Below are 26,173 nucleotides of genomic sequence, written 5' to 3'. Positions count from 1 at the left end.
CGTCCGGTCTGTTGCTCCGGCGCCGCCTCAGTGGGCGCGGCGAGCCTGCTTGAGCTGCTCGTGGACGGCCCAGGCGTCGGCGACCGGGCCGAGGTGGGTGAGCTTGTCGGGGTTGGTCACCGAGCGGACGCCCTGGATCCGGCCGTCCAGGACGTCGAGGACCAGGACGGTCAGCACCCGCCCCTCGCGGTCGCGGAAGACGGCGCCGGGCCGGCCGTTGACCTGGTGGACCTCGAAGGTCACGTCGATCCGGGCCATCAGCGGGACGATCGCGGCCAGCAGCCTCGCGACGTTCGCGGCGCCGGCGACGGCCCGGGCGAGCTGCGGGGTCTTGCCGCCGCCGTCGCCGACCATCGACACGTCGGCCGCGAGCAGTTCCTGCAGCCCGGCCATGTCGCCCTCGCGCAGGGCCTCGAAGAAGCGCGCCGCGAGTTCGTCCCGCTCCTTGCGCTCCGCCTCGAAGCGCGGTCGGCCGTCCCGCATGTGCTGCCGGGCCCGCACCACCAGCTGACGGCAGGCCGCCTCGGAGCGGCCCACCGCCGAGGCGACCTCGTCGAAGCCGAAACCGAACACCTCCCGCAGTACGAACACCGCCCGCTCCAGGGGGCTGAGCCGCTCCAGCAGCAGGAGCGCCGCCATCGACACCGAGTCGGCCAGTTCGGCCGCCCGGGCCGGGTCCTCGTACGGGTCGGTGAGCAGTGGCTCGGGGAACCACGGGCCCACGTACGCCTCGCGCCGGACCCGGGCCAGCCGCAGCACGTCGATCGAGATCCGGGTGACCGTGGTGGACAGGAACGCCTTCGTGCTGTGCGGCCTGGTCGACGAGGCGTCGAAGCGCAGCCACGCCTCCTGGACGGCGTCCTCGGCCTCGCCCACGCTGCCGAGGATCCGATAGGCGATGGAGAACAGCAGCGGCCGCAGCTCCTCGAACTCCTCGACCTTGTCCACGACGTTTCCTCTTCTCCGAACGGACTGCTGCCGACTGATCATCCCGGTGCCGATGGTCAGTGGAACTGGCCGGCCACGTAGTCGCCGGCCGGCTGGCGGGTGATGATGTTCGCCCGGTTGGCCATGTTCATGAACGAGATCAGGGTGACCAGCGCCGCCAACTGCTCGTCGTCGTAGTGCTCGGCGGCCTTCGCCCACACCTCGTCGCTGACGCCGCCCGCCCCGTCCGCGACCCGGGTGCCCTCCTCGGCGAGGGCGAGGGCCGCCCGCTCGGCCTCGGTGAAGACGGTGGCCTCCCGCCAGGCCGCGACCAGGTTCACCCGCAGGGCGCTCTCACCGGCCGCCGCGGCCTCCTTGGTGTGCATGTCGAGGCAGACGGCGCAGCCGTTGATCTGGCTGACCCGCAGTGAGACCAGCTCCTGGGTGGCGACGGGCAGCGGCATGCCCTTGAGGTCCTTGCCGAGCGCCATCAGGCCCTTGATGACCTGGGCGCCGGTCCGGGTGGCGAAAAAGTTCAGCCGCGTGTCCATGGGGTGCTCCCTCGTGTCCTTCGTGGTGGTCGGTGCTTCACCCCTGGAGACGGGACAGCCTGTCGCCCTGTGACACGCCCCGGTTGTGACGCGCGCCACTCGCTCGGTACTCGCTCGGTACTCGCTTGCCACTCGCTCGGCGCCCGCCCGTGCCCGCCCGCTCCCGCCCGTTTTGCAAAACCTTTGCGAAGTCCGTTGACAGGTATAGACCTTGGCGTGGAGAGTCGTCGCCGCCCGGTACGGGCACACCCTTGCGGACTCCCTGCGCCGTCCACCGTTCCCACGATCGTGCGGCTCACCGCACTAGGGGTGATCTCGACCATGCGTCACCGACTCTCCACCCGTTCGACCTTCGGCGCCGCCACCGTCGCCGTCCTGGCGCTGCTGGCCCCGCTCGCCCCGGCGGCCGCGGCCGCCGACCTCGACGGGGCGGCCGATTCCGCGCGCCACGGCGGGGCCGCCTACAAGCGGGTCGGGTACTTCATCCAGTGGGGCATCTACGCCCGCAACTTCCACGTCAAGGACCTGGAGACCAGCGGCACCGCCGGCAAGCTGAGCCACATCAACTACGCCTTCGGCAACGTCGGTTCGGCCGGCACCTGCCAGATCGGCGGCCCGGGCTCCGACGGGTGGGCCGACTACGTCCGCCCGGTCGGCGCGGAGGAGGCGGTGAACGGCACCGCCGACACCGACGGGCAGGCCCTGGCGGGCAACTTCAACCAGCTGCGCGAGCTCAAGGCCAAGCACCCCGACCTCAAGGTCATGATCTCGCTGGGCGGTTGGAGCGGTTCGGCGTACTTCTCGGACGCCGTCCGCACCGAGGCGGGCCGCAAGGCGCTGGTCTCCTCCTGCATCGACCTCTACCTCAAGGGCAACCTGCCCAAGGACGGCGCCCGGGGCGGCGCGGGCGCGGCGGCCGGGATCTTCGACGGCATCGACCTCGACTGGGAGTGGCCGGGCTCCGAGGGCGCCCCCGGCAACGGGATCCGCCCGGAGGACAAGCAGAACTTCACCAAGCTGGTCCACGAGTTCCGTACCCAGGTGGACGCCTACGCCCGGACGCTGAAGGGCCGCAAGCACTTCGAGCTGAGCGCCTACGTGCCCACCGCGCCCGCCAAGATCGACGCGGGCTTCGAGGTCTCGAAGATCATCCGGGACTTCGACTTCGTCAACCTCCAGGGCTACGACTTCCACGTCTCCGGCGAGAAGACCACCGCCCAGCAGTCGGCGCTGTACTCGCGCAACGACTTCAGCCTGGACGGGACCGTCGACGCCTGGCTGCGGCGCGGCGCCCCGGCCCGCAAGCTGGTCACCGGCCTGCCCTTCTACGGCCAGGGCTGGACGGGCGTCACGGGCGGCGGCAACGGCCTCGGCCAGCCGGCCGCCGGGCCCGCCCCGGCGACCTGGACGGCCGGGACCGAGGACTACAAGGCGCTGAAGAAGCTCGCCGACTCCGGCACCTACAAGCTGTACCGGGGTCAGCGCAACGGCCACGCCTGGCTGTTCGACGGCACCACGCTCTGGACGTACGACGACGCCACCGTGCTGCGCACCAAGGCCGAGTACGTGCGCCGCGAGGGCCTCGGCGGGGCCATGATCTGGTCGCTGGACGGGGACACCCCGAACGGCGAGCTGATCACCGCGATCGACAAGGGCCTGAGCCGCCGGTAGTCGCGGCCCCCGACGCACACGGACGCGGGCCCGTCTCCCGACGCACACGGACGCGGGCCCGTCCCCCGGAGGGACGGGCCCGCGTCGTGCTGCGTGCGGCCGGTGGATCAGGCGTTGACGCAGGTGTTGCCGAACGCCGGGCTCAGCGCGCTGATGACGCCGATCGAGTTGCCGCAGATGTTGATCGGGATGTGGACCGGGATCTGGATCTGGTTGCCGGAAAGCACGCCCGGGGAACCGAAGGCCAGACCCTCGGCGACGGAGCTGGCGGAAGCGGTGCCGGCGCCGGCCAGCATGGCGGCCACGGCCAGGACGCCGGCGGCGAGGGCGGTGCGAGTACGCATGTCTCTCCTTGGTGGATGAGTCAGCAGATCAGAGCACCAATCACACCGGTGGAGAGCCGCGATCCCCCCGGATTGGTCGGAACGCGGGCGTGTCCCGGCGCCGGCCGGTGGCGCTGGGCGGGTCCCGGTGCCGGTCGCCCGCGCCGGGCGGGTCCCGGCGTCAGCCCGGCGGGAGCTCCTGCTCGGCCCAGATGGTCTTGCCCCGGCGGGTGTAGCGGCTTCCCCAGCGGGTGGTGAGCTGGGCGACCAGGTAGAGGCCCCGGCCGCCCTCGTCGGTGAGGCGGGCGCGGCGCATCCGGGGCTGGGTGGCGCTGGGGTCGGACACCTCGCAGGTGAGGCGCTCGGCCCGGATCAGCCGGACGCCGACCGGGCCGCCCGCGTACCGGATGGCATTGGTGACCAGCTCGCTGAGCACCAGCTCGGTGGTGAACTCCAGCTCCTCCAGCCCCCATTGCCGCAGCTGCGCGGTGGCGGCCTCGCGGATCCCGGCGACCGCCGACGGGTCCGCCTCCAGGGTCCAGCCGGCGGTGTCCGCCGCCGGTACCGCGCGGGTGCGGGCCAGCAGCAGGGTGACGTCGTCGGTGAGGCGGTGGGCCGGCAGGTCGGCGACCAGGTCCCGGCCGAGCTGCCGCAGTGAGGCCCCGGCCGGGGTGACGGCACCCTCCGGCGGGGAGGCCGCGGCGGCCAGCCGGTGCGACAGCGCGTGCATGCCCTCCTCCAGGTCGTCCGCGTACCCCAGCAGCAGTCCGTCGGTGTAGAGCGCGAGCAGGCTGCCGGGCTCCAGCTCGACCTCGGTCACCTCGAACGGCAGGCCGGTCACGCCGAGCGGGGGTCCGGGCCGGAGCGGCACATAGGTCACCCGGCCGTCCGGCGCCGCGACGGCGGGCGGCGGATGCCCGGCGGAGGCCATCGCGCAGCGCCGCGACACCGGGTCGTACACCGCGTAGACGCAGGTGGCGCCGAACGGCACGGTCTGCTGCTCGTCCGTGCCGTCCCCGGTCCCGTCCAGCCACAGGCCGTGGCCCACCGGGGGCCGGGAGGCGGCGCCGGGGCCGTCCGCCTCCCCGTCCCCGTCGTCCTCGTTTTGGTCCTCGTCCTCGTCCGGGCGCTCCGCCTCCACCATCAGCTGGGCCACCAGGTCGTCCAGGTGGACGAGCAGTTCGTCCGGCTCCAGGTCGAGGTCGGCCAGCGTCCGCACCGCCGTCCGCAGCCGCCCCATGGTGGCGCTGGCGGCGAGGCCGTGCCCGACCACGTCGCCCGCGACCAGTGCCACCCGGGCGGAGGACAGCGGGATCACGTCGAACCAGTCGCCGCCGATCCCGCTCGCCGTGTCCGTGGGCAGGTAGACGCTGGCGGTGGAGGCGGCCGTGGTCTCGGCCTGCGAGGGCGGCAGCAGGCTGCGCTGGAGGCCGACGGCGGCCCGGTGCTCGCGGGCGTAGCGGCGGGCGTTGTCCAGGGCGAGCGCCGCCCGGTCGGCGATCTCGCGCAGCAGCTCCAGATCGGCCGGCAGGTACGGCGGCCGGTTGGGGGCGCGGTGGACGGCCACCCGGCCGAGCAGCCTGCCGCCGGCCCGGAGCGGGACGGCCATCGAGGCGGGGAAGTCGGTGTGCACGCTCTGCTCGTCGGGGTGCGCGTGGACGGCGGCCCCGACCGGCGGGGGCGGTGGCGGGGCGACCGGGCCGCCGGGCCCCTGCGCCGGCTCGCCGGGCGGGGCCGACACCGCGACGGCGGCGCGGCGCAGCAGTACCCGGCCGTCCCGCCCGGGAGCGGGCTCCGCGCCGGTGAACACGGCCTCGGCGACGTCCACCACCGCGAGGTCGGCGAGACCCAGGACGGGCGCGGGCGCGATGCCCGGGCCGGTCGGGGTGGCGGCGGGCGGCGCGAGGACGGCGGCCAGCTCCTCCGCCGTCCCGCCGACCGACAGCGAGCCGCCGACGGCGGCCGTGGCCCGGTGCAGCAGGGCGAGCCGTTCGCCCGAGCGGTGCAGTTCGGTGACGTCGGTGAACAGCGCGGTGACCCCGATCACCTGCCCGTCCGGGGCCTGCAGCCGGAACGCCGAGATGGCCATCACCGCGCCGCCGGACGGGTCCTCGATGGTGCGGACGATCTCCTCCGCGCCGATCACCGGCCGGCCGGTGCGCAGCACGTCGCGCAGCCCGCGTTCGACGGCGGCCGCGTCCTGCGGCTGGAGGAAGTCGCCGAGGCGGCGGCCGCGCAGGTCCGGCGGGAGGCCGCTGTAGGGGAGCAGATGGGTGTTGGTGCGGACGAGGCGCAGCCGCTCGTCGAAGACGGCCAGGCCGACCCGGTCCTGGAGGAACAGCTCGCTGGTGAACGCCTGGTCCTGGCGCCAGCGGGCGATCTGCGGGGCGGGGGCGGCGAGCACCAGGTAGCGGGCCGCGCCGGGGTCGTCCGGGGCCTCGGGGGTCTCGGGGGCTGCCGGGGCGTCCAGGGGCAGGACCTGGAAGGCGACCGCGAGCGGTTCGCCCCGGTCGGAGCGGAGCACCGCCTCGCCGGACCAGCCCTCGGCCCGCTGCCGCTCGGTGAGCTCGGACATCGCCGGCCACCCCGCGGGGTCGGCGAGCAGTTCGCGCGCCGGCCGGCCGTGGACCTGCCCGGCGTCGAGGCCCAGGAGCCGGGCCGCCTCGGGGGTCCAGCGGACGATGCGGCCGTCGGCGTCGAGCAGGGCTCCGACGGCGTTGTCGACGAAGGGGGATCGGCCGCGGTGCAGGGCGTCCGCCGTGCTCATCCGGTCCGCTCCTCTCCGGCGCGGGGTCACTGCCGCGATCTCTCCATCATCCTCCGGCCCGCCGAGCCCGCCAGTTCCCGCCAGTTCCGCCAGTTCCCGCCGGTCCCCGGTGGCGGCCCCCGTCGCACAGGAGGTGGCGCACAGGAGGCGGCGCACGGGGGGTTCTCGGGCGTCCGCTCTTATTGTAATCTCCGTCAATAAGCGCGGACGCACGCCGCGGTGGCGAGTCCCCGCGCAGGCCACGCACCTGACGGAGGCAGCCATGGCTCACTCGGCGGAACGCACCCCCACCCTCACCCCAGGCGGCCACGGACGGACCCACACCGCCGCCGACGACGACGTGTCCAAGCGGCTGCTCGACTCCGCCGCGACCCTCTCCTACGACCCGGCCACCGAGATCGACTGGGACGCCCCGCTGGAGCCCGGGCACTACGGGCTCAACCCGGAGTGGAGCACCCTCTACGGCACCGCGCTCTGGTCCGAGATGACCGAGGAGCAGCGGGTCGTGCTCACCCGCCACGAGGTCGGCTCGATCATGACCACCGGCATCTGGTTCGAGATGATCCTTCAGCAGATGGTGCTGCGCGACCAGTACCTCAAGGACCCGGCCAGCGCCGAGTTCCGCTTCGCACTCACCGAGATCGCCGACGAGTGCCGCCACTCGATCATGTTCGCCCGGGCCTGCGAGAAGATGGGCGTCCCCCAGTACAGGCCGAACCAGCTGGTCGCCCAGGCCGGGCGCGCCTACAAGGCCCTCGCCCGCGGCGAACTCGCCTACGGCGGCATCCTGGTCGCCGAAGAGGTGCTGGACGTCATGCAGCGCGACTGGATGCGCGGCGAGAACGTCCTCGACATCGTCCGCGGGACGTCCCGGATCCATGTGGTCGAGGAGTCCCGGCACATGAAGTTCGCCCGCCAGGAGATCCGCGAACGGCTGCGCGGGGCCGGCACCCTCCGCCGCCGCAACGCCGCCTTCGGCATCGCCGCCGGCGCCTACGTCATCGTCACCAGCATGGTTCACCCGTCCGTGTACAAGGCCGCCGGCCTGGACGTCGCCCGGGCCCTCGCCGAGGTCCGCGCCAGCGAGCACCGCCGCGCCATGATGCGCACCAGCAGCCGCCACCTGATGGCCTTCCTCGCCGAGAACGGCCTGCTCACCGGCCCGTCCACCAAGCTCTACCGCCGCATCCACATGCTCTGAGCGCCGCGCGCCCTGTACCCCGCGCCCCGTACCCCGCACGCCGAACCCCACCCAGCGAGGAACCCCGCCCCCGCCATGGCCTACGCGATCACCCGGACCTGCTGCAACGACGCCTCCTGCGTGTCCGTCTGCCCGGTCAACTGCATCCACCCCACCCCCGACGAGCCCGACTTCGGCCGCACCGACCTGCTCTACATCGACCCGGCCGCCTGCATCGACTGCGGCGCCTGCGCCGACGCCTGCCCGGTCGACGCGATCTTCCCGGTCGACCGGCTGACGGGCCCCGACGCCGTCTACGGCGACCTCAACCGCGACTGGTACCGCGACCACCCCACCGACCACGCCTGGGGCGCGCCCGTCTTCCCGCGCAGCCTGCCCACCGGCCTCGACCTCGGGACCGGCCCGCTGCGGGTCGCCGTCGTCGGCACCGGACCGTCCGCGAGCTACACCGCGCAGGCCCTGCTGCGCACCACCGGCGCCGAGGTCACCATGCTCGACCGGCTGCCCGTGGCCGGCGGACTGCTGCGGCACGGGGTCGCCCCCGACCACCAGTCGACCAAACGGATCGCCGAGAGCTTCGCCTCCGTCTTCCACGACCCCCGGCTGCGGGTCCACCTCAACGTCGAGGTCGGCACCGACCTCGACCACGCCGAACTCGCCGCCCACCACCACGCGGTGGTGTACGCGGTCGGGGCCGCCGCCGACCGCCGGCTCGACGTGCCCGGCGAGGACCTCCCCGGCAGCCTGCCCGCCACCACCTTCGTCCGCTGGTACAACGCCGAACCCACCGTGCCGGGCGACGCGGTCGCCCTCGGCGCCGGCACCGGCCCCGGCGCCGAACGGGCCGTGGTGATCGGCAACGGCAATGTCGCGATCGACATCGCCCGGATCCTGCTCACCGACCCCGACCGGCTCGCCGCCACCGACATCGCCGACCACGCCCTCGCCGCCCTGCGCCGCAGCCCGCTCCGCGAGGTCGTCCTGACCGCCCGGCGCGGGCCCGAGCACGCCGCCTGGACCACCCCCGAGTTCCTCGCCCTCACCCGGCTCCCGGGCGTCGAGGTCGTCGTGGACGACCGGCCCGAGGTCCGCGCGGCCCTCGCCGCCGCACCCGAGGGCTCCGCCGCGGCCCTGCTGGCCGGCCTCCCGCTGGAACGCCTCGACGGCGCCGCCCCGCCCCGCCCGGGCCGCCGGATCGTGCTCCGCTTCCACGCCGCGCCCGTCGAACTCCTGGGCGGCGAACGGGTCGAGGCCGTCCGGCTGACCGGCGACGACGAACCCCTGCGCACCGCCCTGGTGGTCCGCTCCATCGGCCACCGCGGCGTCCCGCTCCCCGGCCTGCCCTTCGACGAGGCCACCGCGAGCGTCCCGCACCGGGGCGGCCGCGTCCTCGACCCGGCGACCGGCCGACCGCTGCCCGGCACCTACCTCGTCGGCTGGGCCAAGCGCGGCCCCTCCGGCGGCATCGGCGCCAATCGCGCCTGCGCCGAGGAAACCGTGCACGCCCTCCTGGACGACGCCGTCGCGGGTACCCTGCCCCACCCGGCCGGCGACCGCAGGACCTTCGACCGCCTGGTCCGCACCCGCCGCCCCGACGCCCTCGGCCTGCGCCAGCTCCGCGCCATCGACCGCGCCGAACGCGCCCACGGCGAAGCCACCGGCCGCCCCCGCGTCAAACTCCCCACCGTCCCCGCCCTCCTGGCAGCGGCCCGCCGCTGACGGGGGCGCTGCTCAGGGGCCGACGAGCAGCAGCACGATCCGGAGTTCGTCCTCGCCGACCCGGTAGCCCAGCGTCATTCCGGGGGTCGCCTCGTCCCCCGGGACGACGACGATGCGACCGGAGACGTCGTCCCCGGTGGTGTACGGCAGCCCCAGCTCCGGGTCGCGTCGGATGCTGCGAAGGGCGTCCAGGAACCGGCGCCGCTGGTCGCCGGTGAGACCGGCCACAGCGGGCCGGACGGCGTCGTCGAGAAACACCGGCAGCAGGTCAGACATCGGACTCGGCCCACTCCGGGAGGACATCGGCGAGCGGCGTTCCCGGCCGGTCGAAGGCGGTACGCAGGGCGTGCTCGATCTCGGGGACGGTGCGCAGGTGCAGCAGGTGCTGCCAGCTCTTGAGGTAGTCCCGGAGCTCGTGCAGGGGGACGTCCTCGACCTCGGTGTTGAAGCGTGCGAGGTCGGAACCGGTCAGGGTGCCGCGGAACTCGCGGATCGTCCGCGGACCCGCGGACGGCAGCCGGGGCTGGACGGGTTGGGCGCTCATCTGCTGCCTCGCTGTGGCCGGGGGCGGGCGGGAAGCGGCAGCCGTCGGGACGCCGCGCTCCGAACCTACCGCCCACCCGAGACCCGCCGCGTCCGTGCCGAACAAGTCCGATCATCGGCCGAACTACCCGTCAGCTGAAGAGGCTGCTCAGGTCCAGCGGCGTGATCAGGTAGCTGTCGGTGGCCGGGTCGTGGGCGTGGAGGAGGGCGGTGCGGCCGGCCGGGACGGTGGGGTCGCCGGGTGGGGTGCGGACCGTGATGAGGAGCGGCGAGCCGTCGTCCGTGGTGACTTCCGCCCAGCCGCCGGTGGCGGTGGCGTCGCCCGGGAGGACGAAGCAGGAGCGGCCGACCAGGGGGAAGGGTTCGGAAGCGAGCAGGTCGCCGGGGAGCTCGTCGGGAAGAACCCCGGGCACGGCGTCGACATGGGGATCGGCGCCGCACCCCCCGTTCCGGGTCCTGGTGGCGTGGCCGACGTCGTGTCCCCCGGACACGACGTCGGCGCCAAGGCCGCTGAGCAGGGCCAGCATCCAGTACTCAGCGGTCACCACCAGAGTCGGGAAGCCAGGCGCGGCTCTGAAGTTCCCCCGCAACCGCCCCGCCCCCCAGACTCTTCCTACAGCGCCGGATCCCCCGTGCGCCGCAGTGATCCTGTCAGGCGTGCAGGCGTCCGCACACTGCCAGGATCCGGCAATCTTGACGCTGCTTTGACACCCTGAAAATATCCGGAAAACGCAAGCAACGCGGGGCCGTGCGAAACGTCCGAACGGAAGGAGTCACAGCGGCTGGTCCGGCCAGTCGAGCAGCCGTGCGCCCATCACGGCGGTCTCCAGGGTGTACCGGTGCAGGGCCTCCGCCGGGTCGTAGCCGGTGAGGTCGCGGATGCGTTCCAGCCGGTAGCCGAGGGCGCGCACGCTCAGTCCGAGCCGCCGGGCGGTCTCCGCGTTCACGTACCCGGCCTCGGCCTGGACGGTGATGGTCTCCAGCAGCGGACGGGCGCCGCCGCGCGCGGCGGTGAGCGGACCGAGCACGGTCCGCACCAGGTCGGCCATGGCTTCCCGGTCCCGCATCAGCACCGGGAAGACCAGCAGTTCCTCGGCCCGCAGCCGGGCCGCGGGCAGGCCGAGCCGCTCCGCGTACTCCAGCGTGGCGAGCGCCTCCTCGTAGCTGCGGACGATGCCGCCGGTGCCGCCGTAGCGGCGGCCGGTGGCCACCCGCAGGGCCGGCGGGTAGCCGGGGCCGGGGCGCAGGGCGAGGTCGGTGAAGGCGGTGAGGACGGCCTGTTCGCCGTCGGAGGCGATGCAGACCAGCCGCCCGTCGCGGACGGCCAGCAGCAGGGTGCGGTCGTCGTAGCGGCCGGTCAGTTCGCGCAGGACCCGGTGCGGCGTGGGCGCGCCCTCCAGGTAGGGCTCGGCGCCGACGGCCACGGCGACGGTGTAGCCGGCGGCGAGCCGCAGGCCGAAGCGTTCGGCGCGTTCGGCGAGCCGGCCGAGGTCGGTGCGGCCGTGCAGCAGGTCGTTGACGAGTTCCCGCCGGTTGGCCTCCTCCTGGCGGACGGCCATCCGCTGGGCGCGTTCGTGGCCCTCGGCGACGGCGCCCAGCGCGGCCTGGGTGGCGGCGAGCACGGCGTCGCCGGTGCGCCGGAGTTCGGCGGTGGTGACGGCGGTGAGGCCGGGGAAGGTCTGCCGGCCGGGGAAGGTCTGCCAGGACGCGCGGGTGGCGCCGAGGCAGACGCCGACGAGGTCGCGCAGTCCGTGGCCGGCTTCGGCGGCGCGCTCGCCGAGGTCGCGCAGCCGTTCCAGTTCGGCGCGGCGGAGCAGGCGGCCGGTGCGGGAGACCTCGGTGAACAGGGCCAGGCAGTGGCCGGCGAGCTTGCCGGGGATGTCGGGGGTGCCGGGGGTGCCGGTTCCGTTGGCCGCCGTCATGGTGTCGTGTCCGCCCCGGCCCGTGGGTGTGGTGCGGCCGTCCGGCGGGCCGACCGGTCGGCCGATCGGCCTCTCCGCCGGTCGGCCGGACCGCCGGGCCGCGGGCCGGTCGGCCGGCCACCCAGCCCGGGCATGTTATCGGGTCAGCAGTCCGGCAGCCTCTCCGTCGTGGGCGGAGGAGCCCGTCCCGGCGACCGGCAGCAGCGGCCGGTGGCAGGCGACGGTCCGCCCCGGCGCCACCTCGCGCAGCTCCGGCACCTCCCGCGCGCACCGCTCGTCGGCGAACGGGCAGCGGGTGCGGAACCGGCAGCCGGACGGCGGGTCGAGCGGCGAGGGCGGGTCGGCGGGGAGCAGCCCGGTGTCGCCGAGCGGCCGCCCGGGTTCGGGGACGGCGGCGAGCAGCGCGGCCGTGTAGGGGTGGGCGGGGGCGGCGAGCACCTCCTCGGTCGGGCCCTGCTCGCAGAGCCGGCCGAGCTGGAGCACCGCGACGTCGTCGCTGACCGCGCGGACCACGCCGAGGTCGTGCGAGATGAACAGGCTCGCCAGGCCCCGTTCCTCGGTGAGCCGGCGCAGCAGGTTGAGCACGGTGGCCTGGGCCGACACGTCGAGCGCGGAGACGGCCTCGTCGGCGATCAGGACCCGGGGCTCGGCCGCCAGCGCCCGGGCGATGGCGACCCGCTGCGCCTGGCCGCCGGAGAGCTGGGCGGGCCGGCGGTCGCCGAACAGGGCGAGCGGCAGCCCGACCGCCTCCAGCTGGCGTTCGACCACGGCGGCGCGGTCCACCGCCGGGTCCGGGTGGGCGTCGAGCGGTTCGGCGACGAGGTCGCGGACGGTGCGGCGCGGGTTGAGCGAGGAGACCGGGTCCTGGAACACCATCTGCAGCCGGGGCCGCAGGGCCCGCAGCGCGCGGGGGGCGAGGGCGGCCAGGTCGGTGCCGTCCACGGTGACGGTGCCGGCGGTGGGCGGTGGCAGTCGGAGCAGGGCCTTGGCGATGCTGCTCTTGCCGGAGCCGGACTCGCCGACCAGGGCGAGGGTGCGGCGTTCGCGCAGGGTCAGGTCGACCTCGCTGACGGCGTGCAGCGGGCCGGAGCGGGTGCGGTGGACCACCGACAGCCCGGTGGCCCGCAGCACGACGGGGGAGGGTTCGGGGGTGGGGACGACGGGGGTCATACGGTCTCCTGGGCCTTCGGCACGGACACGGACCCGGACCCGGACACAGCCGCCGAAGCGGACACGGCCGACGGTACGAGCGGGAAGTGGCAGGCGGCCGTGTGGCCGTCGCCGGCCCGGTGGAGCGGGGGCGCCTCCGTCGAGCAGACCGCCTCGGCGCGCTCGCAGCGCGGCGCGAACGGGCAGCCGACGGCCGGTCGGGAGAGGTCCGGCGGCGAGCCGGCCACGGCGGGCAGGACGCGGCGCAGCGGCCCGGTGACCCTCGGCACCGAGCGCAGCAGCGCGGCGGTGTACGGGTGGGCGGGTGCCTCGGTGACGGCCTCGGTGGGCCCGGTCTCGACGATCCGCCCGCCGTACATGACGGCGATCCGCCGGGCCCGGCCGTACAGCAGGCCGATGTCGTGGGTGATGAGCAGGGTGGCGAGGCCGCGGGTCCCGCGGTGCCGGTCGAGCAGGTCGAGGACGGTGCGCTGGACGGTGACGTCGAGCGCGGTGGTGGGCTCGTCGGCGAGCAGCAGGGCGGGGGAGCCGGCCAGGGCGGCGGCGATGCCGACCCGCTGCCGCAGCCCGCCGGACAGCTCGTGCGGGTAGGCGCGGGCGCGCCGGACCGGGTCGGGCACGTCGACGGCGGCGAGCAGTTCGGCGGCGGTGCGCAGCCGGTCCCGGCGCCGCATCCGGCGCCGGTTGGTGAGCGACTCGGTGACCTGGTCGGCGATCCGGACCACCGGGTTGAGCGAGGTCATCGGGTCCTGGTGGACCATGGCCACGCCGGTGCCGAGGAGTTCGGCGCGCCGGCGCGGGGCGGCGGTGAGCAGGTCCTCGCCGTTGAGCAGGATCCGCCCGGTGGCGGTGGCCCGGGTGGTGCGGGGGTGGACGCCGAGCACGGTGCGGGCCAGCACGGACTTGCCGGAGCCGGACTCGCCGACCACGCCGAGGCACTCCCCGGCGTCGATGCTGAGGTCGATGCCGTGCAGGACGTGCAGGGTCCGGCCGTCGGGGGTGTGCAGGGCGGTGTCCAGCGAGCGGACTTCCAGGACCGGGCCGGTCATCCCCGGCCTCCCTTCGAACGCAGCTGCTCGCCCAGATAGTTGAGGGCGAGGACGGTCAGGCAGAGCACCGCCGCGGGGGCGAGCGAGATCCACGGCGCGCTGCCGAGGGTGGTCCGGCCCTCGGCGATGATGCCGCCCCAGGACGGCTCGGGCGGGCGCAGGCCGAAGCCGAGGAAGCTGAGCGAGCCCTCGGCGACGATCGCGACCGTGGTGGCGGTGAACGCGAAGGTGAGCGCGACCGGCGCGACGTGCGGGACCACCTCGCGGCGCAGGATACGCAGCGGCGCGGTGCCGATCATCCGGGCGGCCTGGACGAAGCCGCGCTCGCTGAGCGACAGGACGACGGCGCGCACCACCCGGGTGAAGTGCGGCATGGTGAACAGGCCGATCAGGCCGCCGATCACGGTCAGGCTCGGGCCGCGCAGCGCGACCGTGATCATCACCAGGATCAGCGAGGGCACCGACATCAGCAGGTCGGTGGCGAAGCCGATCACCTTGTCCACCGGGCCCCGGAACCAGCCCGCCGCCAGGCCGAGCGCCCCGCCGCCGAGCAGGCCGACGGCGATGGTCAGCCCGGCGACGGCGAAGGAGGCGCGGGCGCCGGCCACGGTCCGTTGCAGGACGTCCCGCCCGGCGGCGTCGGTGCCCAGCCAGTGGCCGGGGCCGGGGGCGGCGGAGGGGTGGGCGAAGTCGCCGTGCAGCGGGTCGAACCCGGGCAGCAGCGGGAGCAGCAGGGCGGCGAGCGCGACCAGCGCCAGCCAGGCCCCGGCGGCCAGCACCCCGGGGGCCGGGCGGCGGACGGCGGTCCGGCGGCGGACCGCGTCGGGCAGAGCGTTGGGGGCGGTCTCAGCGACGCTCATCGGCGATCCTCGGGTCGATGGTGCGGTACAGCAGGTCCACGGCGACGGTGGCCGCCACCACGCCGACGGCGCTGACCACCACCACGGCCTGTACCACCGGGAAGTCGCGCCCGGCGATCGCGGTGGCCGCCAGGGTGCCGACGCCCGGCACCGCGAACAGCGACTCGACCAGCACCGAGCCGCCGAGCGACATCCCGATGCCGATCCCGACCAGGGTGACCAGCGGCAGCGAGGAGGGCCGCAGCGCGCGCCGCAGCAGCAGCCGCACCGTGCCCATGCCGCGGCTGCGGGCGGCGGCCACGTAGGTCTGGTCGAGGGTGTCGATCAGCTGGCCGCGCAGGGTGCGGGTGAACACGGCCGCCTCGGTGAGGCCGAGGGTGAGCGCGGGCAGCACCAGGTGGCGCAGGTTGTCCAGCGGGTCCTCGGTGAACGGCGTCCAGCCGGTGGCGGGCAGGATCCGCAGCTGGACGGCGGCGAGCCAGATCAGCACCAGGCCGAGCACGAAGCCGGGCACGGCGAGCCAGACGAACGCGCCGGCGGTGGCGATCCGGTCGACCGCGCCGCCCGGCCGCCAGGCCGAGTACAGGGCCACCGGCAGGGCCAGGCCGAGTGCCACCAGCTGGGCGGCGACGAAGAGTTCGAGGGTGACCGGGATCCGGTCGGAGAGTTCGGCGGTGACGGCGGCGCCGGTGGACAGCGAGTGGCCGAGGTCGCCGTGCAGGGCGTCGCCGAGCCAGCGCCAGGCGGCGGCGAGCACGTTGTCATCGAGGCCGAGCCGGGCCTCGTACACGGCGACCTGTTCGGGCGTGGCGGTGGGGCCGAGCGCGGCGAGGGCGGGGGAACCGGGCATCAGGTGGGGCAGGGCGAGGGCCGAGAGGGTGACCAGCAGCAGGACCGAGGCGGCCCGTCCGGCCCGCCCGGCGACGCGCCCGGCGGTCCGGAGAGCGGGCGCCAGGGCGGGTGCCGCGGTGGGTGTCGGGGCGGATGTCACTTCTTCACCCACAGCACGGCGGGGGAGACGCTGACCACGGTCCGCTTCGAGACGTCGGGCAGTCCGCCGAGCTTGGCGGAGGCAAGGAAGCCGACCGGGTTCTCGGTCAGGAAGAGCACCGGGGCGTCGGCGACGATCTCCTGCGCCGCCTCCTGGTAGGAGCGGGCCCGCTGGGCCGGGTCGACGGTGCCGTGCCCGGCGGTGATCGCCTGTGCGGCCTTCGGGTTGTTCCAGCCGGTGAAGTTGTAGGGGGAGTTGGGCAGGAAGAGGCCGGTCAGGGCGGTGTCGGTGTCGCCGAACATGCTGGTGACGAAGTCCATCACCTGGAACTGGCGCTGGTACATCGCGGTGCCGAGGCCCGCCTGGTCCAGCGGCTTGATGGTCATCCGGACGCCCGCCTCGGCGAACATCTGCTGGAGCACGGTGGCCCGCTGCTGGGCCTCGGGCCGGCTGTCGACCAGGTAGTCGAAGGCGAGGTCGGCGTGGCCGGCCTCGGCGAGCAGGGCCTTGGCCCGGGCGGCGTCGTGCGCGGGGTAGCCGGTGCCGGCGGTGCCCCGGTAGGGCGAGGTGGAGCCGATCGGGCCGTCCGCGACCTTGCCCTGGTCGAGGTGGACGACCCGTTCGACGGCGGCGCGGTCCACGGCGTACTGGAGCGCCTTGCGGACCTTCGGGTCGTCGAAGGGGGCGGCCTTGGTGTTGAACAGCACGGTGGAGGTCGAGCCGGGGCCGGTCGCGGCGCGCAGCCCGTCGCCGGCGGCCTGCTTGTACTGCGCGGGGGTCTCGGTCCAGACGAGGTCGGCGTCGCCGGAGCGCAGCGACTGGTAGCGGCTGTCGGTGTCCGGCAGCACCTTGTAGACGAGCTTGTCGGCGTGGCCCTTGGGGCCCCGGTAGGCGGGGTTGCGCACCAGGGTGGCGGAGACGCCGGGCTGCACGCTCTCCACCGTGTACGGGCCGGAGCCGACGGCGGGGGTGTCGGCTCCGGCGGGTGCCTCGGAGATGTAGCCGAGGGAGCGGGTGAACAGGTTGGGGAAGGCGGCGTTCGGGGCCTTGAGGGCGAAGCCGACGGAGGTCGGGGAGTTCACCGTCATGGCGCCGATGGTGGCGGCGTCGACGGCGCAGCCGCACTTGGCCTCGGGCTTGGCGAGCCGGTTGACGTGGTCGACGACGGCCTGCGCGTCCAGCGGCTTGCCGTCGCTGAAGGTGACGCCCTCGGGCAGCTCCAGCGTCCAGGCGGTGGCGTCGGCGTTCGGGGTGAAGGACTTGGCCAGGTGGGGCTGGACGGCGCCGTTGTCGGCGTTGGCCATCAGCGGGTCGTAGAGCGCGTTGGCCAGGATCATCATCGGCATCGAGGTGAGCCCGCTGTCGGCCGGGTCGAGCTTGGTGAACGGCCGGTCGAGGCCGATGCGCAGGGTGCCGCCGTCGACGGCGGGGCCGTCGTCCTTGGGCGTGGAGCCGGTCGCGCTGCCGCCGGAGAGGGTGTCGTCGGAGGCGGAGCAGGCGACGGCGGTGAGGGCGAGGGCCGCCGTGCAGACCGCGGATGCCAGAACGTGCGTGTGCCGCTTCATGGTTCCTCGTGGGGTTCGGTGGGGGCGGGGGAGGGGGGAGAGCGAAGGGGAGAGCGAGGGGGGAAGTGAGGGGAAGGTGGGCGGTCCCGACCGGAGCGGTCGCCGCCGGAGCCCAGCTTTTGGAAGTGGCACAACTGCCAATTGGCAGTTCTGCAAACTTCACATGACGAGCTGACGACGACTTCGCGCTCGGCTTGAGCGGCCGCTCCGGGCGTGATTCCGTACGACTACGGCCGCTAGCGGCAGACCAGTTGACGAGGAGCGAGCAGGATGCAGGGGCAGGGGACGGACACCGCGGCGGAGCCCGGACTGCGCGACCGCAAGCGCGCGCGGACCCGGCAGGCGATCCGTACGGCGGGGCTCGACCTCTTCGAGGAGCAGGGCTTCGAGAGCACCACGGTGGACCAGATCTGCCGGCGCGCGGACGTCGCCCACCGCACCTTCTTCCGGTACTACGAGTGCAAGGAGGCCCTGCTCTTCGGCATGGACTTCGGGCTCGCGGTCCTGGACGCCTTCGCCGCCGCGCCGCCCGGACTCGGGATCTGGGAGGCCTTCGAGCACGCCGGGGCCACCACCGACGGGCAGTTGGAGGAGTCGGCCGAGCACACCGTGCGGCGCCGGGCGCTGCGGCGCCGGTTCATCGGGATCCGCAGTGTGCACGACTTCGCGCTGATCATGATCGACACGTTCTCGCAGCGGGCGGCGGCGATCGCGGCCGACCGGCTGGGTGTGGACGTGGCCGCCGACCTGCGGCCGCAGGCGCTGGCGGCGCTGCTGGCGGGGATGACCCGGCGGCACGTGGTCAACGGCGAGGAGGGGCGGCCGTTGGCGGACTGGGCGGTGGCGTTCCGGCAGCTGCTCGGGCCGCTGGCGGGGCCGGAGCCGGAAGCCCCGTCCTCGGCCGGGCCCGCCGGGTGAGCGCGCCCCGCTACCGGGCGGGCCCGGACCCGCCCGCGCCGTCCGTCCCGCCGGGCTCGCGGTAGTGCAGCACGAACCGCGCGCTGCTGCCGTCGATCCGCCGCCGCAGGTACAGCGCGGGCGTGCCGTCCGGCGTGCAGCTGACGCCCTCGCGGACCAGCAGCGGGGTGCCCGGCGGCACCCCGAGCAGTTCCGCGTCCGCGAGGTCCGCGCCGATCGCGCCGAACGCCCGCCAGTCGTACTCCAGCTCCACCCCGGCCGCCCCGGCCAGGGCGAGCACCATGTTCCCCGGTCGTCCCGGCCGCAGCAGTTCGGCCGGCAGCGGCCGGGTCGGCACCCAGTAGCTGTTCGCCACCCGGGGCCGGCCGCCGATCCGGATCACCGTGTCCACCCGGGACAACTCCCCGGTGCTGCGGCCAAGTTGCCGGGCCGCCTCGTCGTCCTCGGCCGAGCCGCCGACGGCCGGCGCCGCCACCACGGACTCGCCGTCGCCCTCGACGGTGCCCGCCGCCCCCTCCGGCAGGGGGGTGTCCAGCGGCAGGGCGCGGTGGACGCTGCCGAGGTCGAACCGCTGGCTGCGGGGGTCGACGGTGATCGAGACCCGTACCGCCGGCGGGCGGACGAAGGTCCCCACGCCCCGGCGGATCTCCAGCACCGCGGCCCGCTCCAGCTCCGCCACCGCCTGCCGGACGGTCAGCCGGTTGACGCCGAAGTCGGCGCTCAGCTCCGGCTCGCTGGGCAGCCGGGAGCCCGCCGGGTACGTCCCGGCGTCGATGCGCTCCTGGAGCTGCCGGGCCAGCCGGCGGTACAGCGGGGTGTCGCTTCGGTGCGTTGCCACGCGCCCGATCCTACGGAGCCGGAGGGCGGCTTCCGTCCGGGGTTGTCCGGAAGTTCACCCCGGCGCCGCTTGCCCCGGCCCCGATCCGCCAGGTAGACATCTAGACGTCTAGATGTCTCGCCCACCATGACGTTCCCCCTTCCTCTGACCGTCCCGTTCCCCCAGCCCGCCCCCACCGAGAGGCCCCCACCATGACCCTGGTCAACTTCCGCGACCCCGCCACCCTCGCCGACCCCGCCGGCCGCTGGATCCGCCCCGGCGCCCTGTACCGCTCCGCCCAGCCGTTCCCCAACGACAACGCCGGCATCTCCGCCCAGCTGCGCACCGCCGGCGTCCGCACGATCGTCGACCTGCGCGGCGACGCCGAGGTCCGGGACGACGACTGGGCGGTGTCGGCGGCCGACGGTGTCGAGGTGGTCGCCGCCCGCATCCAGCCCACCAGCGGCGCGCTGGAGGCCGCCATGCGGGCCATGACCACCGACGCCGACCTCGGCGCCTTCTACCTGCTGATGGCCGAGTCCGCCCCCGAGGCCGTCAAGCTCGCCGTCGAGGCCGCCGCCCGCCCCGGCGGCGTGCTGCTGCACTGCGCCGCCGGCAAGGACCGCACCGGACTCCTCACCGCCCTGCTGCTCGACCTGCTCGGCGTGCCCACCGAGGAGATCGTCGCCGACTACGCCCGCACCGGCGCGGCCCTGACCCAGATCTTCGAGGGCCTGGCCGAGCGCAACCGGGCCGCGCTGAACGACTACGAGAACGGCACCCTGGTCGTCCCCCGCCCGCTGCTGGAGGCCCCGGCCGGCGCGATGGCGGCCTTCCTGGAGCTGATCGGCAGCCGCTACGGCGGCACCGAGGGCTTCCTCGCCCACTGCGGCGTGGACGCCGGGACCGTCGCGGCCTTCCGCGCCAAGGCCGCCGCCGGGGTGACCGCGTGAGCGCCGCGAGCCGCCCGGCGCTGCTGCACCACACCGACGGCACGCCGTTCCGCGACCTCAACCACAACGGCACCATGGAGCCCTACGAGGACCCGCGGCTGCCCGTCGAGGAACGCGTCGAGGACCTCCTGGCCCGGATGACCCAGGCGGAGAAGGCCGCCCTGATGCTCCACGGCCGGATGCTCCCCGGCAACCAGGGCCCCTTCCCCTCCGGCGAGCACCTGATCGCCGAACGCGGCCTCACCGCCTTCGCCATGATGGCCGTCCCCGACGCCCGCGCCATGGCCGAGTGGAACAACCACGTCCAGGACCTCGCCGCCGCCGCCCGCCTCGGCATCCCGGTCACCCTCGCCTCCGACCCCCGGCACGGCTTCACCGCCAACCCGGCCACCGCCTTCACCGGCGGCGGCTTCTCCACCGGCCCCGAGCCGATCGGGCTGGCCGCCACCGACGACCCGGAACTCGTCGAGCGGTACGCCGCGCTGATCGGCCGCGAACTGCGGGCCGTCGGCATCCGGGTCGCCATCCACCCGATGGCCGACCTCGCCACCGAACCGCGCTGGGCCCGGATCAGCGGCACCTTCGGCGAGGACCCGGACCGCGCCTCCCGGATCATCGCCGCCTACATCCGCGGCCTCCAGGGCGGGCCGATCGGCCCGGACAGCGTCGCCTGCATGACCAAGCACTTCCCCGGCGGCGGCCCGCAGTTCAAGGGCGAGGACTCGCACTTCGCGGCCGGCCACCGGCTGGTCTACCCGGGCGGCGCGCTCGACCGGCACCTGCGCCCCTTCGAGGCCGCGTTCGAGGCCGGCACCGCGCAGATCATGCCCGCCTACGCGATCCCCTCCGGCAGCGGCCTGGCCGAGGTCGGCGCCAACTTCAACCACGACGTCATCACCGGTCTGCTGCGCGGCAAGTACGGCTTCGACGGTGTGGTCTGCACCGACTTCAACGCCATCACCGGCATGGACGTCCCCGGCATCGTCAGCCTGCCGCCGCGCCACTGGGGCGTCGAGGAGCTGTCCGTGCCGGAGCAGGTGGCGCTGACCCTGCACGCCGGGGCCGACCAGCTCGGCGGCGAGACCGACCCGGAACTGATCCTCGGCGTGCTCCGCTCCGGCGCCGTCACCGAGGCACGCCTCGACGAGTCCGTCCGCCGCATCCTGCGCGACAAGTTCCGCCTCGGCCTGTTCGACGACCCCTACGTGGACGTCGAGGCCGCCGTCGAACTGGTCGGCGCGCCCGAGGGCCGCACCCTGGGCCGTGAGCTCCAGGCCCGCTCGCTGGTCCACCTCTCCGGCCGCCCGCTCACCGGACCCCGCCTCTACGTCGAGGGCGTCGACCCGGCCGTGGCCGCCCGCTACGGCACCGTCGTCGACCGGCCCGAGGACGCCGACCTCGCGGTGGTCCGCCTCGCCACGCCCTACGAGCAGCGCGAGGGGCTGCTGGAGCAGGCCTTCCACTCCGGCTCGCTGGAGTTCGAACCGGCCGAGGCGGCCCGGCTGGCGGAGCTGGCCCGGGCACTGCCCACGGCGCTCGTCGCCCAGCTGGAGCGCCCCGCCGTCCTCACCCCGCTGGCGCCCCACGCGGCCCTGCTGGTCGGCGAGTTCGGCGCCGCCGACGACATCGTCCTGGACGCCGTCCTCGGCCGCACCCCGATGACCGGCACCCTCCCCTTCGACCTCCCGCGCTCCGACGCGGCCGTCGACGCCGCCCGCGAGGACGTCCCCTTCGACACCGCCGACCCACTGTTCCGCTTCGGCCACCCGACCGCCCCGCGAGACGGGGGCCGCCCGCTCTGAGGTGCACCCGGCCCGTCCCGGAGCAGGAGGTGCGGAGCAGGAAGTCGGTCCGGCCGACTTCCTGCTCCGCACCCCCTGTTCTGTCCGGTGGATCGGCCCGGGTCCGGGGCGGCCCGGGCGCGGCGGCCCGGTCGAAAACCGGTCGCTCCGCCCACCGTGCCGCTGGCAGAGTCGGACGCCATGCAGCAGCAGCACGGGATCCGGGCCGACTTCGACGCCACCACCATCACCCTCTACCAGGCGTACGCCCCCGCCGTCGCCGAACCCGCGCTCGCCGCCCAGCGGTTCGTGCCGCCCTTCTCCTTCGGCCGGATGACCTGGATCAAGCCCTCGTTCGCCTGGTTGATGCACCGCAGCAACTGGGCGCGCAAGCCCGGCCAGGAACGCGTGCTCGCCGTCCGGATCACCCGCGCCGGCTGGGAGGAGGCCCTGCGCCGCGCCGTCCTGACCACCGCCGACCCGGCGGAGCTCGCCCGCGCCGAGGTGCACGTCCAGTGGGACCCGGAGCGCTCGCTGCGGGGTGCCGCGCTCAACCACTACAGCATCCAGGTGGGCGTGGGCCGCACCCTGGTCCGGACCTTCGCCGAGGAGTGGATCACCGGCATCACCGACCTCACCCCGCAGGCCCGGAAGATCGCCGCCCTCGTCCAGGGCGGCCGGGCGGCCCAGGCCCAGCGACTCCTCCCGCCCGAGCGCCCGTACCCGCTGCCCGCCCCGATCGCGGCCCGGCTGGGCGCGGACGGCTGACTCGGAACGCCCCGGCACGGCACCGCCGGACGGCCCCCCGCCCGGCGGTGCCGACGCGTCAGGCTCCGTTCACCATCGGGGAGTCGAAGACCTCGGGCGGGCCGTAGTCGCTGAACGCCATCGTGACCAGGGCCGTCGTCCCGCCCTCGGTCCAGCGCTTCTCGGCGTAGCGGGTGCGGCCGTCGACGTCGATCCACTGGTCGAGGTCGATGCCCGTGGCGCCTTCGGACTCCGCGTCGGAGCGCGCCCGCGCGGAGACCTGGCCGAGCCGGTCGAGGTCCAGATGCCCGCCGAGGTGGTGGACGAGAACGCCGTCGCGGGTCTCCACGCCCTTGCGGGCTTCCGGGCCGAGGGAGAGCAGGACCGGGGCGTAGCCCGCGAGGTTGTACTCCGCGGTGTCGTTGAATCGCAGCGAGCTTCTGGTCCAGGTGCCGGACGGGCCGCCGACACGGTGGTACTCGGCGTCGGCGGTGACGACGATCTCCGTCGTTCTGCCGCCGATGTGGCGTTCCTGCCGGCCGGTGTACAGGGTGTTGTGGTTCTGCCGCGAGGTGATGTCCATGAACACCTCCCCGTCGATCTCGATCGTCGACCGGACCGAGACGGCGTACGGCTCCTTGCCCGCCCTCGCCACGGCCGCGGCCGGGTCGACCTCGGGCCTCGCGGTGGGTGTGCCGACGGCGGTGGACGTGGCGACCGGGGTGGCCGCGGCAGGCGGGGCGGCCGGGGCGGACAGGTTCCCGCCGGTGCAGCCGGTGAGCAGCAGCAGCGCGGCAACGGCGCTGGCACCGGCGACGGCACCGGCGGCGGCAGTGGTGGCAGAGGTGGCGACGCCGGCAGGGCGGACGGGTCGGCGCATGGGGATGGTGACTCCGGGAGTTGTCGACGGGTCGGCCGGCACCGTGACACCCACGTGCCCCAAGGACCCTACGGCTACGAATGATTCAAGCCATCCGGATCTTATACGGCTAACAACTCCTTTGGCCCTGCCTCCGACGAGCCGTCCGGTGAACGGCCGTGGTCCGCGCTGTCATGGCGCTGGGCAGCCCACGCCCCATGGGAAGGCAGGGACATGAGCAGATTCAGATACACCGTCACCGGACCGGCTTTGGCGCTCGCGGCCTCGGCGGTCCTCCTGGCCGCCGGCGGTACGGCCCGGGCGGAGTCCGCCTACGACCAGATCACCATGCTGAAGCAGGAGAAGACCCAGTGGTGCTGGTCGGCCTCCGGGCTCACCATCGCCAAGTTCCAGGGATACGGCACCACGCAGGCGGACTTCTGTTCCCGTGCCTCCCAGTACAGCGGCGGGCCGAGCTGCGACAACCAGCCCGCCAGGCTCGAGGACATGGCCAACGCCTGGTACAGCCTGGGCATGGCCAACATCGGTACCGGCCTCGGCCGCGCGGCGTCGTTCGCCGAGGTCACCACCGACGTCAAGGCCGCCCGGCCGCTCGGCGCCCGGATCGGCTGGAAGACCGGCGGGGGCCACATGAACGTCGTCTACGGCTTCGACACCTCGAACAGCACCATCGCCGTCGGCGACCCGTGGCCGGACACCACCACCTACACCTGGTGGAACTACAACGACTACGTCAACAACAGCTCGTTCCGGTGGACCCACTCCCGCACCGGCATCTCCGGCTAGACCGAGAAGACAGAGAAGGAGGACGACACATGAGTGACCGAGCTGTCCCCGTCGGCCGGAATGCCACCCGGTCCACCCGGCTCACCCCGCTCGCCCGGCTGCCGCTCGCCCTGGTCCTGGGCGCGTCCGTGCTGCTGTCCGCCGCCGGCCCGGCCCGGGCCGTCGACATCCCCGACTACCAGGCCGCCCTGGACGTGGTGCGGTCGGTCGGCGTCCACGACGCCGTCTGCCGTTTCCTCGCCACCCCGCTGCCCGGGGCCGGGTCCGAGACCGGGTCCGACACCGTGGTGACGGTCCCCGACACGGCCGAACCGTGCGCCGGCCTGCCCGCGTTCACGCTCAAGGACCCGCTCGCGGTGCACGAGATCACCCCGGACTTCGTCGCGGGCACGGCGCTGCCGGTCCCCACCGCGGCGGTCCGGCTGAGCCACCTGGTCTCCGCCCTCGGCGGCGCCGTCAACGACCGCACCGCCACCGTGCTGCTCGCCCCGACCGAGGGCGGCGGCTGGCACCTGGCGGGGGTGCGGGACGGCGACAGCGACGCCGGGTACGCGGGCAGCGCGACGCCCGGCTCCCTGGTCTTCACCGAGCCGCAGATCCGCGGCTGGTACCGGCTGACGCTCACCACCGTGGAGCCGCTCAACGACCAGGCCAGGGAAGGGCTCGACGGCAAGTCGGCGGTGCCGCTGGCCGACTACCAGAAGCTGGTCAAGGCCCGCTACGCCGACAAGCTGCCCGGTACCGAGTACGACACCCGGGGCATGTCCAGCGGCTACGGGGCCGACGGCCGGGCGGCCGAACCGTCCTCCCGCACGCCCCTGCTCGCGGGAGGTTCGATCGTGGCCCTCGCGCTCGCGGGCGGCGTCGCCGCCCTCGGCCGGCTCCGGCGCCGCCGCCGCGGCACGGCCTGAGCACCCCGCCGCCGCCCCGGCCCCGCCCGAACGGCGAGGCCGGGGCGGCGGCCCGTCCAGGAGACCGGCCCTAGCCGCCGAGGGCCTTGTCGCCGAGGGCCTTGCCGTACATCGACGAGGTGCGCCGGACCGTCATCCCCAACCGCTCGTACAGCGGCAGCGCGCCGGTCTCCGAGTGCGTCCACAGGGTGCACCGCTCCCGGCCGTGCCGGTGGAACGCGCCGAACACCTCGCCGAGCAGCAGCCGCGCGATCCCCCGGTGCCGGTGGTCGGCGCGGACGGCCAGCCGCTCGACATGGCCCTCGCCGCAGTCCGGCACGTCCAGGGCCAGCGCCGCGCCCACCATCTCCCCGCCGGCGAAGGCCACCCGGGAGAGCGCGGGCGCGAACGAGTCGTGCCCGACCGTCCGCGGCGCCCACTCCTCGTAGGGACTGCGCCGCACCTGCCACTCGTCGAACGCGTCCTCGGTCATCCGGTGCGCCGCCCGCTCGTCGCCCGGGCGGAACGGCCGCACGGAGACCCCGGGCGGCGGCGCGGCCGCCACCGGAGCGGCGGGCAGGGCGATCCCCAGCTGCCACTGGGAGACGAACGGCAGATAGCCGCGCGAACGCAGCAGCCCCACGGCGGCCCGGTCGCCGTCCTCCACGGCCTGCGCGAGCCGTTCCCCGCCCGCCCGCCGGGCCCGTTCCTCGGTCCAGTCGAGCAGCCACCCGCCCAACCCGGCGCCCCGGTGCCCGGGGTGGACGTCCACCCGGCTCCGCCGTCCGCCGCGCACCCACGCCCAGCCGGCCACCTCGCCGCGGCCGTCCCGCACCAGCAGGGCGTCCCGGGCGGGGTCGAGGCCGGGGTGCGCGAGGTCGGCGGCGACCTCGCCCGGCGCGCTCTCGGTGCGGCCGAGCAGGTCGCGCTCGCAGGCGGCGACCAGCCGGGCGACGGCGGGGGCGTCGGCGACGGCCGCCGGTGCGGACCGGTAGCGGGCGGGGAGCGGCGGGAGTCCGGCGAGATCCGTCATGCGTCCTGACTCTGCGCCACCCGCGCCGCTCCTGTCGACCGGATTCGGCAGACCGGACCGGGCGGACCGGTCGGTCTGGGGACGGGGGACGGGGGACGGGGGACGGGAG

At 74.8% G+C, this 26,173-nt stretch carries 25 protein-coding genes; 9 read left to right on the top strand and 16 right to left on the bottom strand.

Features of this window, described 5'->3' with window-relative positions; translation table 11 throughout:
* Positions 1-27 precede the first annotated feature (27 nt).
* Together VR45_RS12075 and VR45_RS12070 are read right to left on the bottom strand one after the other, a co-directional pair.
* Positions 28-948 (bottom strand): RNA polymerase sigma-70 factor, encoded by a 921-nt coding sequence (locus VR45_RS12075; protein ID WP_199925933.1) that lies wholly within the window; start codon positions 946-948, stop codon positions 28-30.
* Between the two features lie 56 nt (positions 949-1,004).
* Positions 1,005-1,478, bottom strand: a complete 474-nt coding sequence (locus VR45_RS12070) for a carboxymuconolactone decarboxylase family protein (protein WP_045939697.1) — start codon at positions 1,476-1,478, stop codon at positions 1,005-1,007.
* Positions 1,479-1,799: 321 nt separating this feature from the next.
* Between VR45_RS12070 and VR45_RS12065 the strand changes: the two genes are divergently transcribed.
* Positions 1,800-3,149, top strand: coding sequence for a glycoside hydrolase family 18 protein (locus VR45_RS12065; RefSeq protein WP_045939714.1), 1,350 nt, complete (start codon positions 1,800-1,802; stop codon positions 3,147-3,149).
* 107 nt (positions 3,150-3,256) lie between these two features.
* Here VR45_RS12065 and VR45_RS12060 read toward each other — a convergent pair whose 3' ends face one another.
* Together VR45_RS12060 and VR45_RS12055 are read right to left on the bottom strand one after the other, a co-directional pair.
* Positions 3,257-3,493, bottom strand: coding sequence for a chaplin (locus tag VR45_RS12060; protein ID WP_045939696.1), 237 nt, complete (start codon positions 3,491-3,493; stop codon positions 3,257-3,259).
* 160 nt (positions 3,494-3,653) lie between these two features.
* On the bottom strand, positions 3,654-6,239 hold the full coding sequence (locus VR45_RS12055) for a SpoIIE family protein phosphatase (RefSeq protein ID WP_045939695.1): 2,586 nt from the start codon (positions 6,237-6,239) through the stop codon (positions 3,654-3,656).
* Between the two features lie 262 nt (positions 6,240-6,501).
* Here VR45_RS12055 and VR45_RS12050 point away from each other — a divergent pair, with 262 nt between their 5' ends.
* Positions 6,502-7,440, top strand: coding sequence for a diiron oxygenase (locus VR45_RS12050; RefSeq protein WP_045939694.1), 939 nt, complete (start codon positions 6,502-6,504; stop codon positions 7,438-7,440).
* 75 nt (positions 7,441-7,515) lie between these two features.
* A complete protein-coding gene (locus VR45_RS12045; protein WP_045939693.1) occupies positions 7,516-9,159 on the top strand; it encodes a 4Fe-4S binding protein in 1,644 nt (547 codons plus the stop codon).
* 12 nt (positions 9,160-9,171) lie between these two features.
* On the opposite strand, the gene VR45_RS12040 is transcribed toward VR45_RS12045, so the two are convergent.
* The 9 genes from VR45_RS12040 to VR45_RS12000 all read right to left on the bottom strand — a co-directional run bounded on the left by VR45_RS12040 (position 9,172) and on the right by VR45_RS12000 (position 17,259).
* Positions 9,172-9,435, bottom strand: coding sequence for a hypothetical protein (locus VR45_RS12040; RefSeq protein ID WP_045939692.1), 264 nt, complete (start codon positions 9,433-9,435; stop codon positions 9,172-9,174).
* Positions 9,428-9,703 carry a hypothetical protein gene (locus tag VR45_RS12035; RefSeq protein ID WP_045939691.1) on the bottom strand — a complete coding sequence of 92 codons (276 nt, stop codon included), beginning with the start codon at positions 9,701-9,703 and terminating at the stop codon, positions 9,428-9,430. The genes VR45_RS12040 and VR45_RS12035 overlap by 8 nt, the downstream gene beginning before the upstream one ends.
* A gap of 130 nt (positions 9,704-9,833) precedes the next feature.
* Positions 9,834-10,247 carry a hypothetical protein gene (locus VR45_RS12030; RefSeq protein ID WP_159394189.1) on the bottom strand — a complete coding sequence of 138 codons (414 nt, stop codon included), beginning with the start codon at positions 10,245-10,247 and terminating at the stop codon, positions 9,834-9,836.
* A gap of 228 nt (positions 10,248-10,475) precedes the next feature.
* Positions 10,476-11,624: a helix-turn-helix domain-containing protein gene (locus VR45_RS12025; RefSeq protein ID WP_078896441.1), complete on the bottom strand. Its 1,149-nt coding sequence runs from the start codon at positions 11,622-11,624 to the stop codon at positions 10,476-10,478.
* Positions 11,625-11,759: 135 nt separating this feature from the next.
* Complete coding sequence (locus tag VR45_RS12020; protein ID WP_063772459.1) at positions 11,760-12,794, bottom strand: ABC transporter ATP-binding protein; 1,035 nt, start codon at positions 12,792-12,794, stop codon at positions 11,760-11,762.
* Complete coding sequence (locus tag VR45_RS12015) at positions 12,791-13,843, bottom strand: ABC transporter ATP-binding protein (RefSeq protein WP_045939689.1); 1,053 nt, start codon at positions 13,841-13,843, stop codon at positions 12,791-12,793. Before VR45_RS12015 ends, VR45_RS12020 begins: the two co-directional genes overlap by 4 nt.
* Positions 13,840-14,703, bottom strand: a complete 864-nt coding sequence (locus VR45_RS12010; RefSeq protein WP_052709025.1) for an ABC transporter permease — start codon at positions 14,701-14,703, stop codon at positions 13,840-13,842. Before VR45_RS12010 ends, VR45_RS12015 begins: the two co-directional genes overlap by 4 nt.
* Positions 14,690-15,694 carry an ABC transporter permease gene (locus VR45_RS12005; RefSeq protein ID WP_052709024.1) on the bottom strand — a complete coding sequence of 335 codons (1,005 nt, stop codon included), beginning with the start codon at positions 15,692-15,694 and terminating at the stop codon, positions 14,690-14,692. The genes VR45_RS12010 and VR45_RS12005 overlap by 14 nt, the downstream gene beginning before the upstream one ends.
* Positions 15,691-17,259, bottom strand: coding sequence for an ABC transporter substrate-binding protein (locus tag VR45_RS12000; protein ID WP_045939688.1), 1,569 nt, complete (start codon positions 17,257-17,259; stop codon positions 15,691-15,693). Before VR45_RS12000 ends, VR45_RS12005 begins: the two co-directional genes overlap by 4 nt.
* Positions 17,260-17,529: 270 nt before the next feature.
* On the opposite strand from VR45_RS12000, the gene VR45_RS42255 reads away from it, so the two are divergent.
* Positions 17,530-18,177 (top strand): TetR family transcriptional regulator, encoded by a 648-nt coding sequence (locus VR45_RS42255; RefSeq protein WP_052709023.1) that lies wholly within the window; start codon positions 17,530-17,532, stop codon positions 18,175-18,177.
* Between the two features lie 10 nt (positions 18,178-18,187).
* Here VR45_RS42255 and VR45_RS42250 read toward each other — a convergent pair whose 3' ends face one another.
* Positions 18,188-19,015 carry a GntR family transcriptional regulator gene (locus VR45_RS42250; protein ID WP_052709022.1) on the bottom strand — a complete coding sequence of 276 codons (828 nt, stop codon included), beginning with the start codon at positions 19,013-19,015 and terminating at the stop codon, positions 18,188-18,190.
* A gap of 191 nt (positions 19,016-19,206) precedes the next feature.
* On the opposite strand from VR45_RS42250, the gene VR45_RS42245 reads away from it, so the two are divergent.
* The 3 genes from VR45_RS42245 (at position 19,207) to VR45_RS11975 (ending at position 22,496) form a co-directional block, all read left to right on the top strand.
* Positions 19,207-19,947 (top strand): tyrosine-protein phosphatase, encoded by a 741-nt coding sequence (locus VR45_RS42245; protein ID WP_052709021.1) that lies wholly within the window; start codon positions 19,207-19,209, stop codon positions 19,945-19,947.
* Positions 19,944-21,749, top strand: a complete 1,806-nt coding sequence (locus VR45_RS11980; RefSeq protein WP_353612682.1) for a glycoside hydrolase family 3 N-terminal domain-containing protein — start codon at positions 19,944-19,946, stop codon at positions 21,747-21,749. The genes VR45_RS42245 and VR45_RS11980 overlap by 4 nt, the downstream gene beginning before the upstream one ends.
* 180 nt (positions 21,750-21,929) lie before the next feature.
* Positions 21,930-22,496 carry a DUF4291 domain-containing protein gene (locus VR45_RS11975; RefSeq protein WP_045939687.1) on the top strand — a complete coding sequence of 189 codons (567 nt, stop codon included), beginning with the start codon at positions 21,930-21,932 and terminating at the stop codon, positions 22,494-22,496.
* A gap of 58 nt (positions 22,497-22,554) precedes the next feature.
* Here the strand turns inward: VR45_RS11975 and VR45_RS11970 are convergent, their stop codons facing one another.
* Positions 22,555-23,355 (bottom strand): hypothetical protein, encoded by an 801-nt coding sequence (locus VR45_RS11970; RefSeq protein WP_045939686.1) that lies wholly within the window; start codon positions 23,353-23,355, stop codon positions 22,555-22,557.
* A gap of 213 nt (positions 23,356-23,568) precedes the next feature.
* Between VR45_RS11970 and VR45_RS11965 the strand changes: the two genes are divergently transcribed.
* Together VR45_RS11965 and VR45_RS11960 are read left to right on the top strand one after the other, a co-directional pair.
* On the top strand, positions 23,569-24,141 hold the full coding sequence (locus tag VR45_RS11965; RefSeq protein WP_045939685.1) for a papain-like cysteine protease family protein: 573 nt from the start codon (positions 23,569-23,571) through the stop codon (positions 24,139-24,141).
* A gap of 29 nt (positions 24,142-24,170) precedes the next feature.
* Positions 24,171-25,052 carry a hypothetical protein gene (locus tag VR45_RS11960; protein ID WP_045939684.1) on the top strand — a complete coding sequence of 294 codons (882 nt, stop codon included), beginning with the start codon at positions 24,171-24,173 and terminating at the stop codon, positions 25,050-25,052.
* A 70-nt stretch (positions 25,053-25,122) separates the two neighbouring features.
* Here the strand turns inward: VR45_RS11960 and VR45_RS11955 are convergent, their stop codons facing one another.
* Entirely contained in the window at positions 25,123-26,064 is a 942-nt protein-coding gene (locus tag VR45_RS11955) for a GNAT family N-acetyltransferase (RefSeq protein ID WP_045939683.1), read from the bottom strand.
* Positions 26,065-26,173 lie beyond the last annotated feature (109 nt).

Origin of the sequence: Streptomyces sp. NRRL S-495 (assembly GCF_000966955.1) — a bacterium.
GTDB classification, from domain to species: domain Bacteria; phylum Actinomycetota; class Actinomycetes; order Streptomycetales; family Streptomycetaceae; genus Kitasatospora; species Kitasatospora purpeofusca.
The sequence above is the reverse complement of the archived record's forward strand: the minus strand, read 5'-3'. Positions and strand labels throughout refer to the sequence as shown.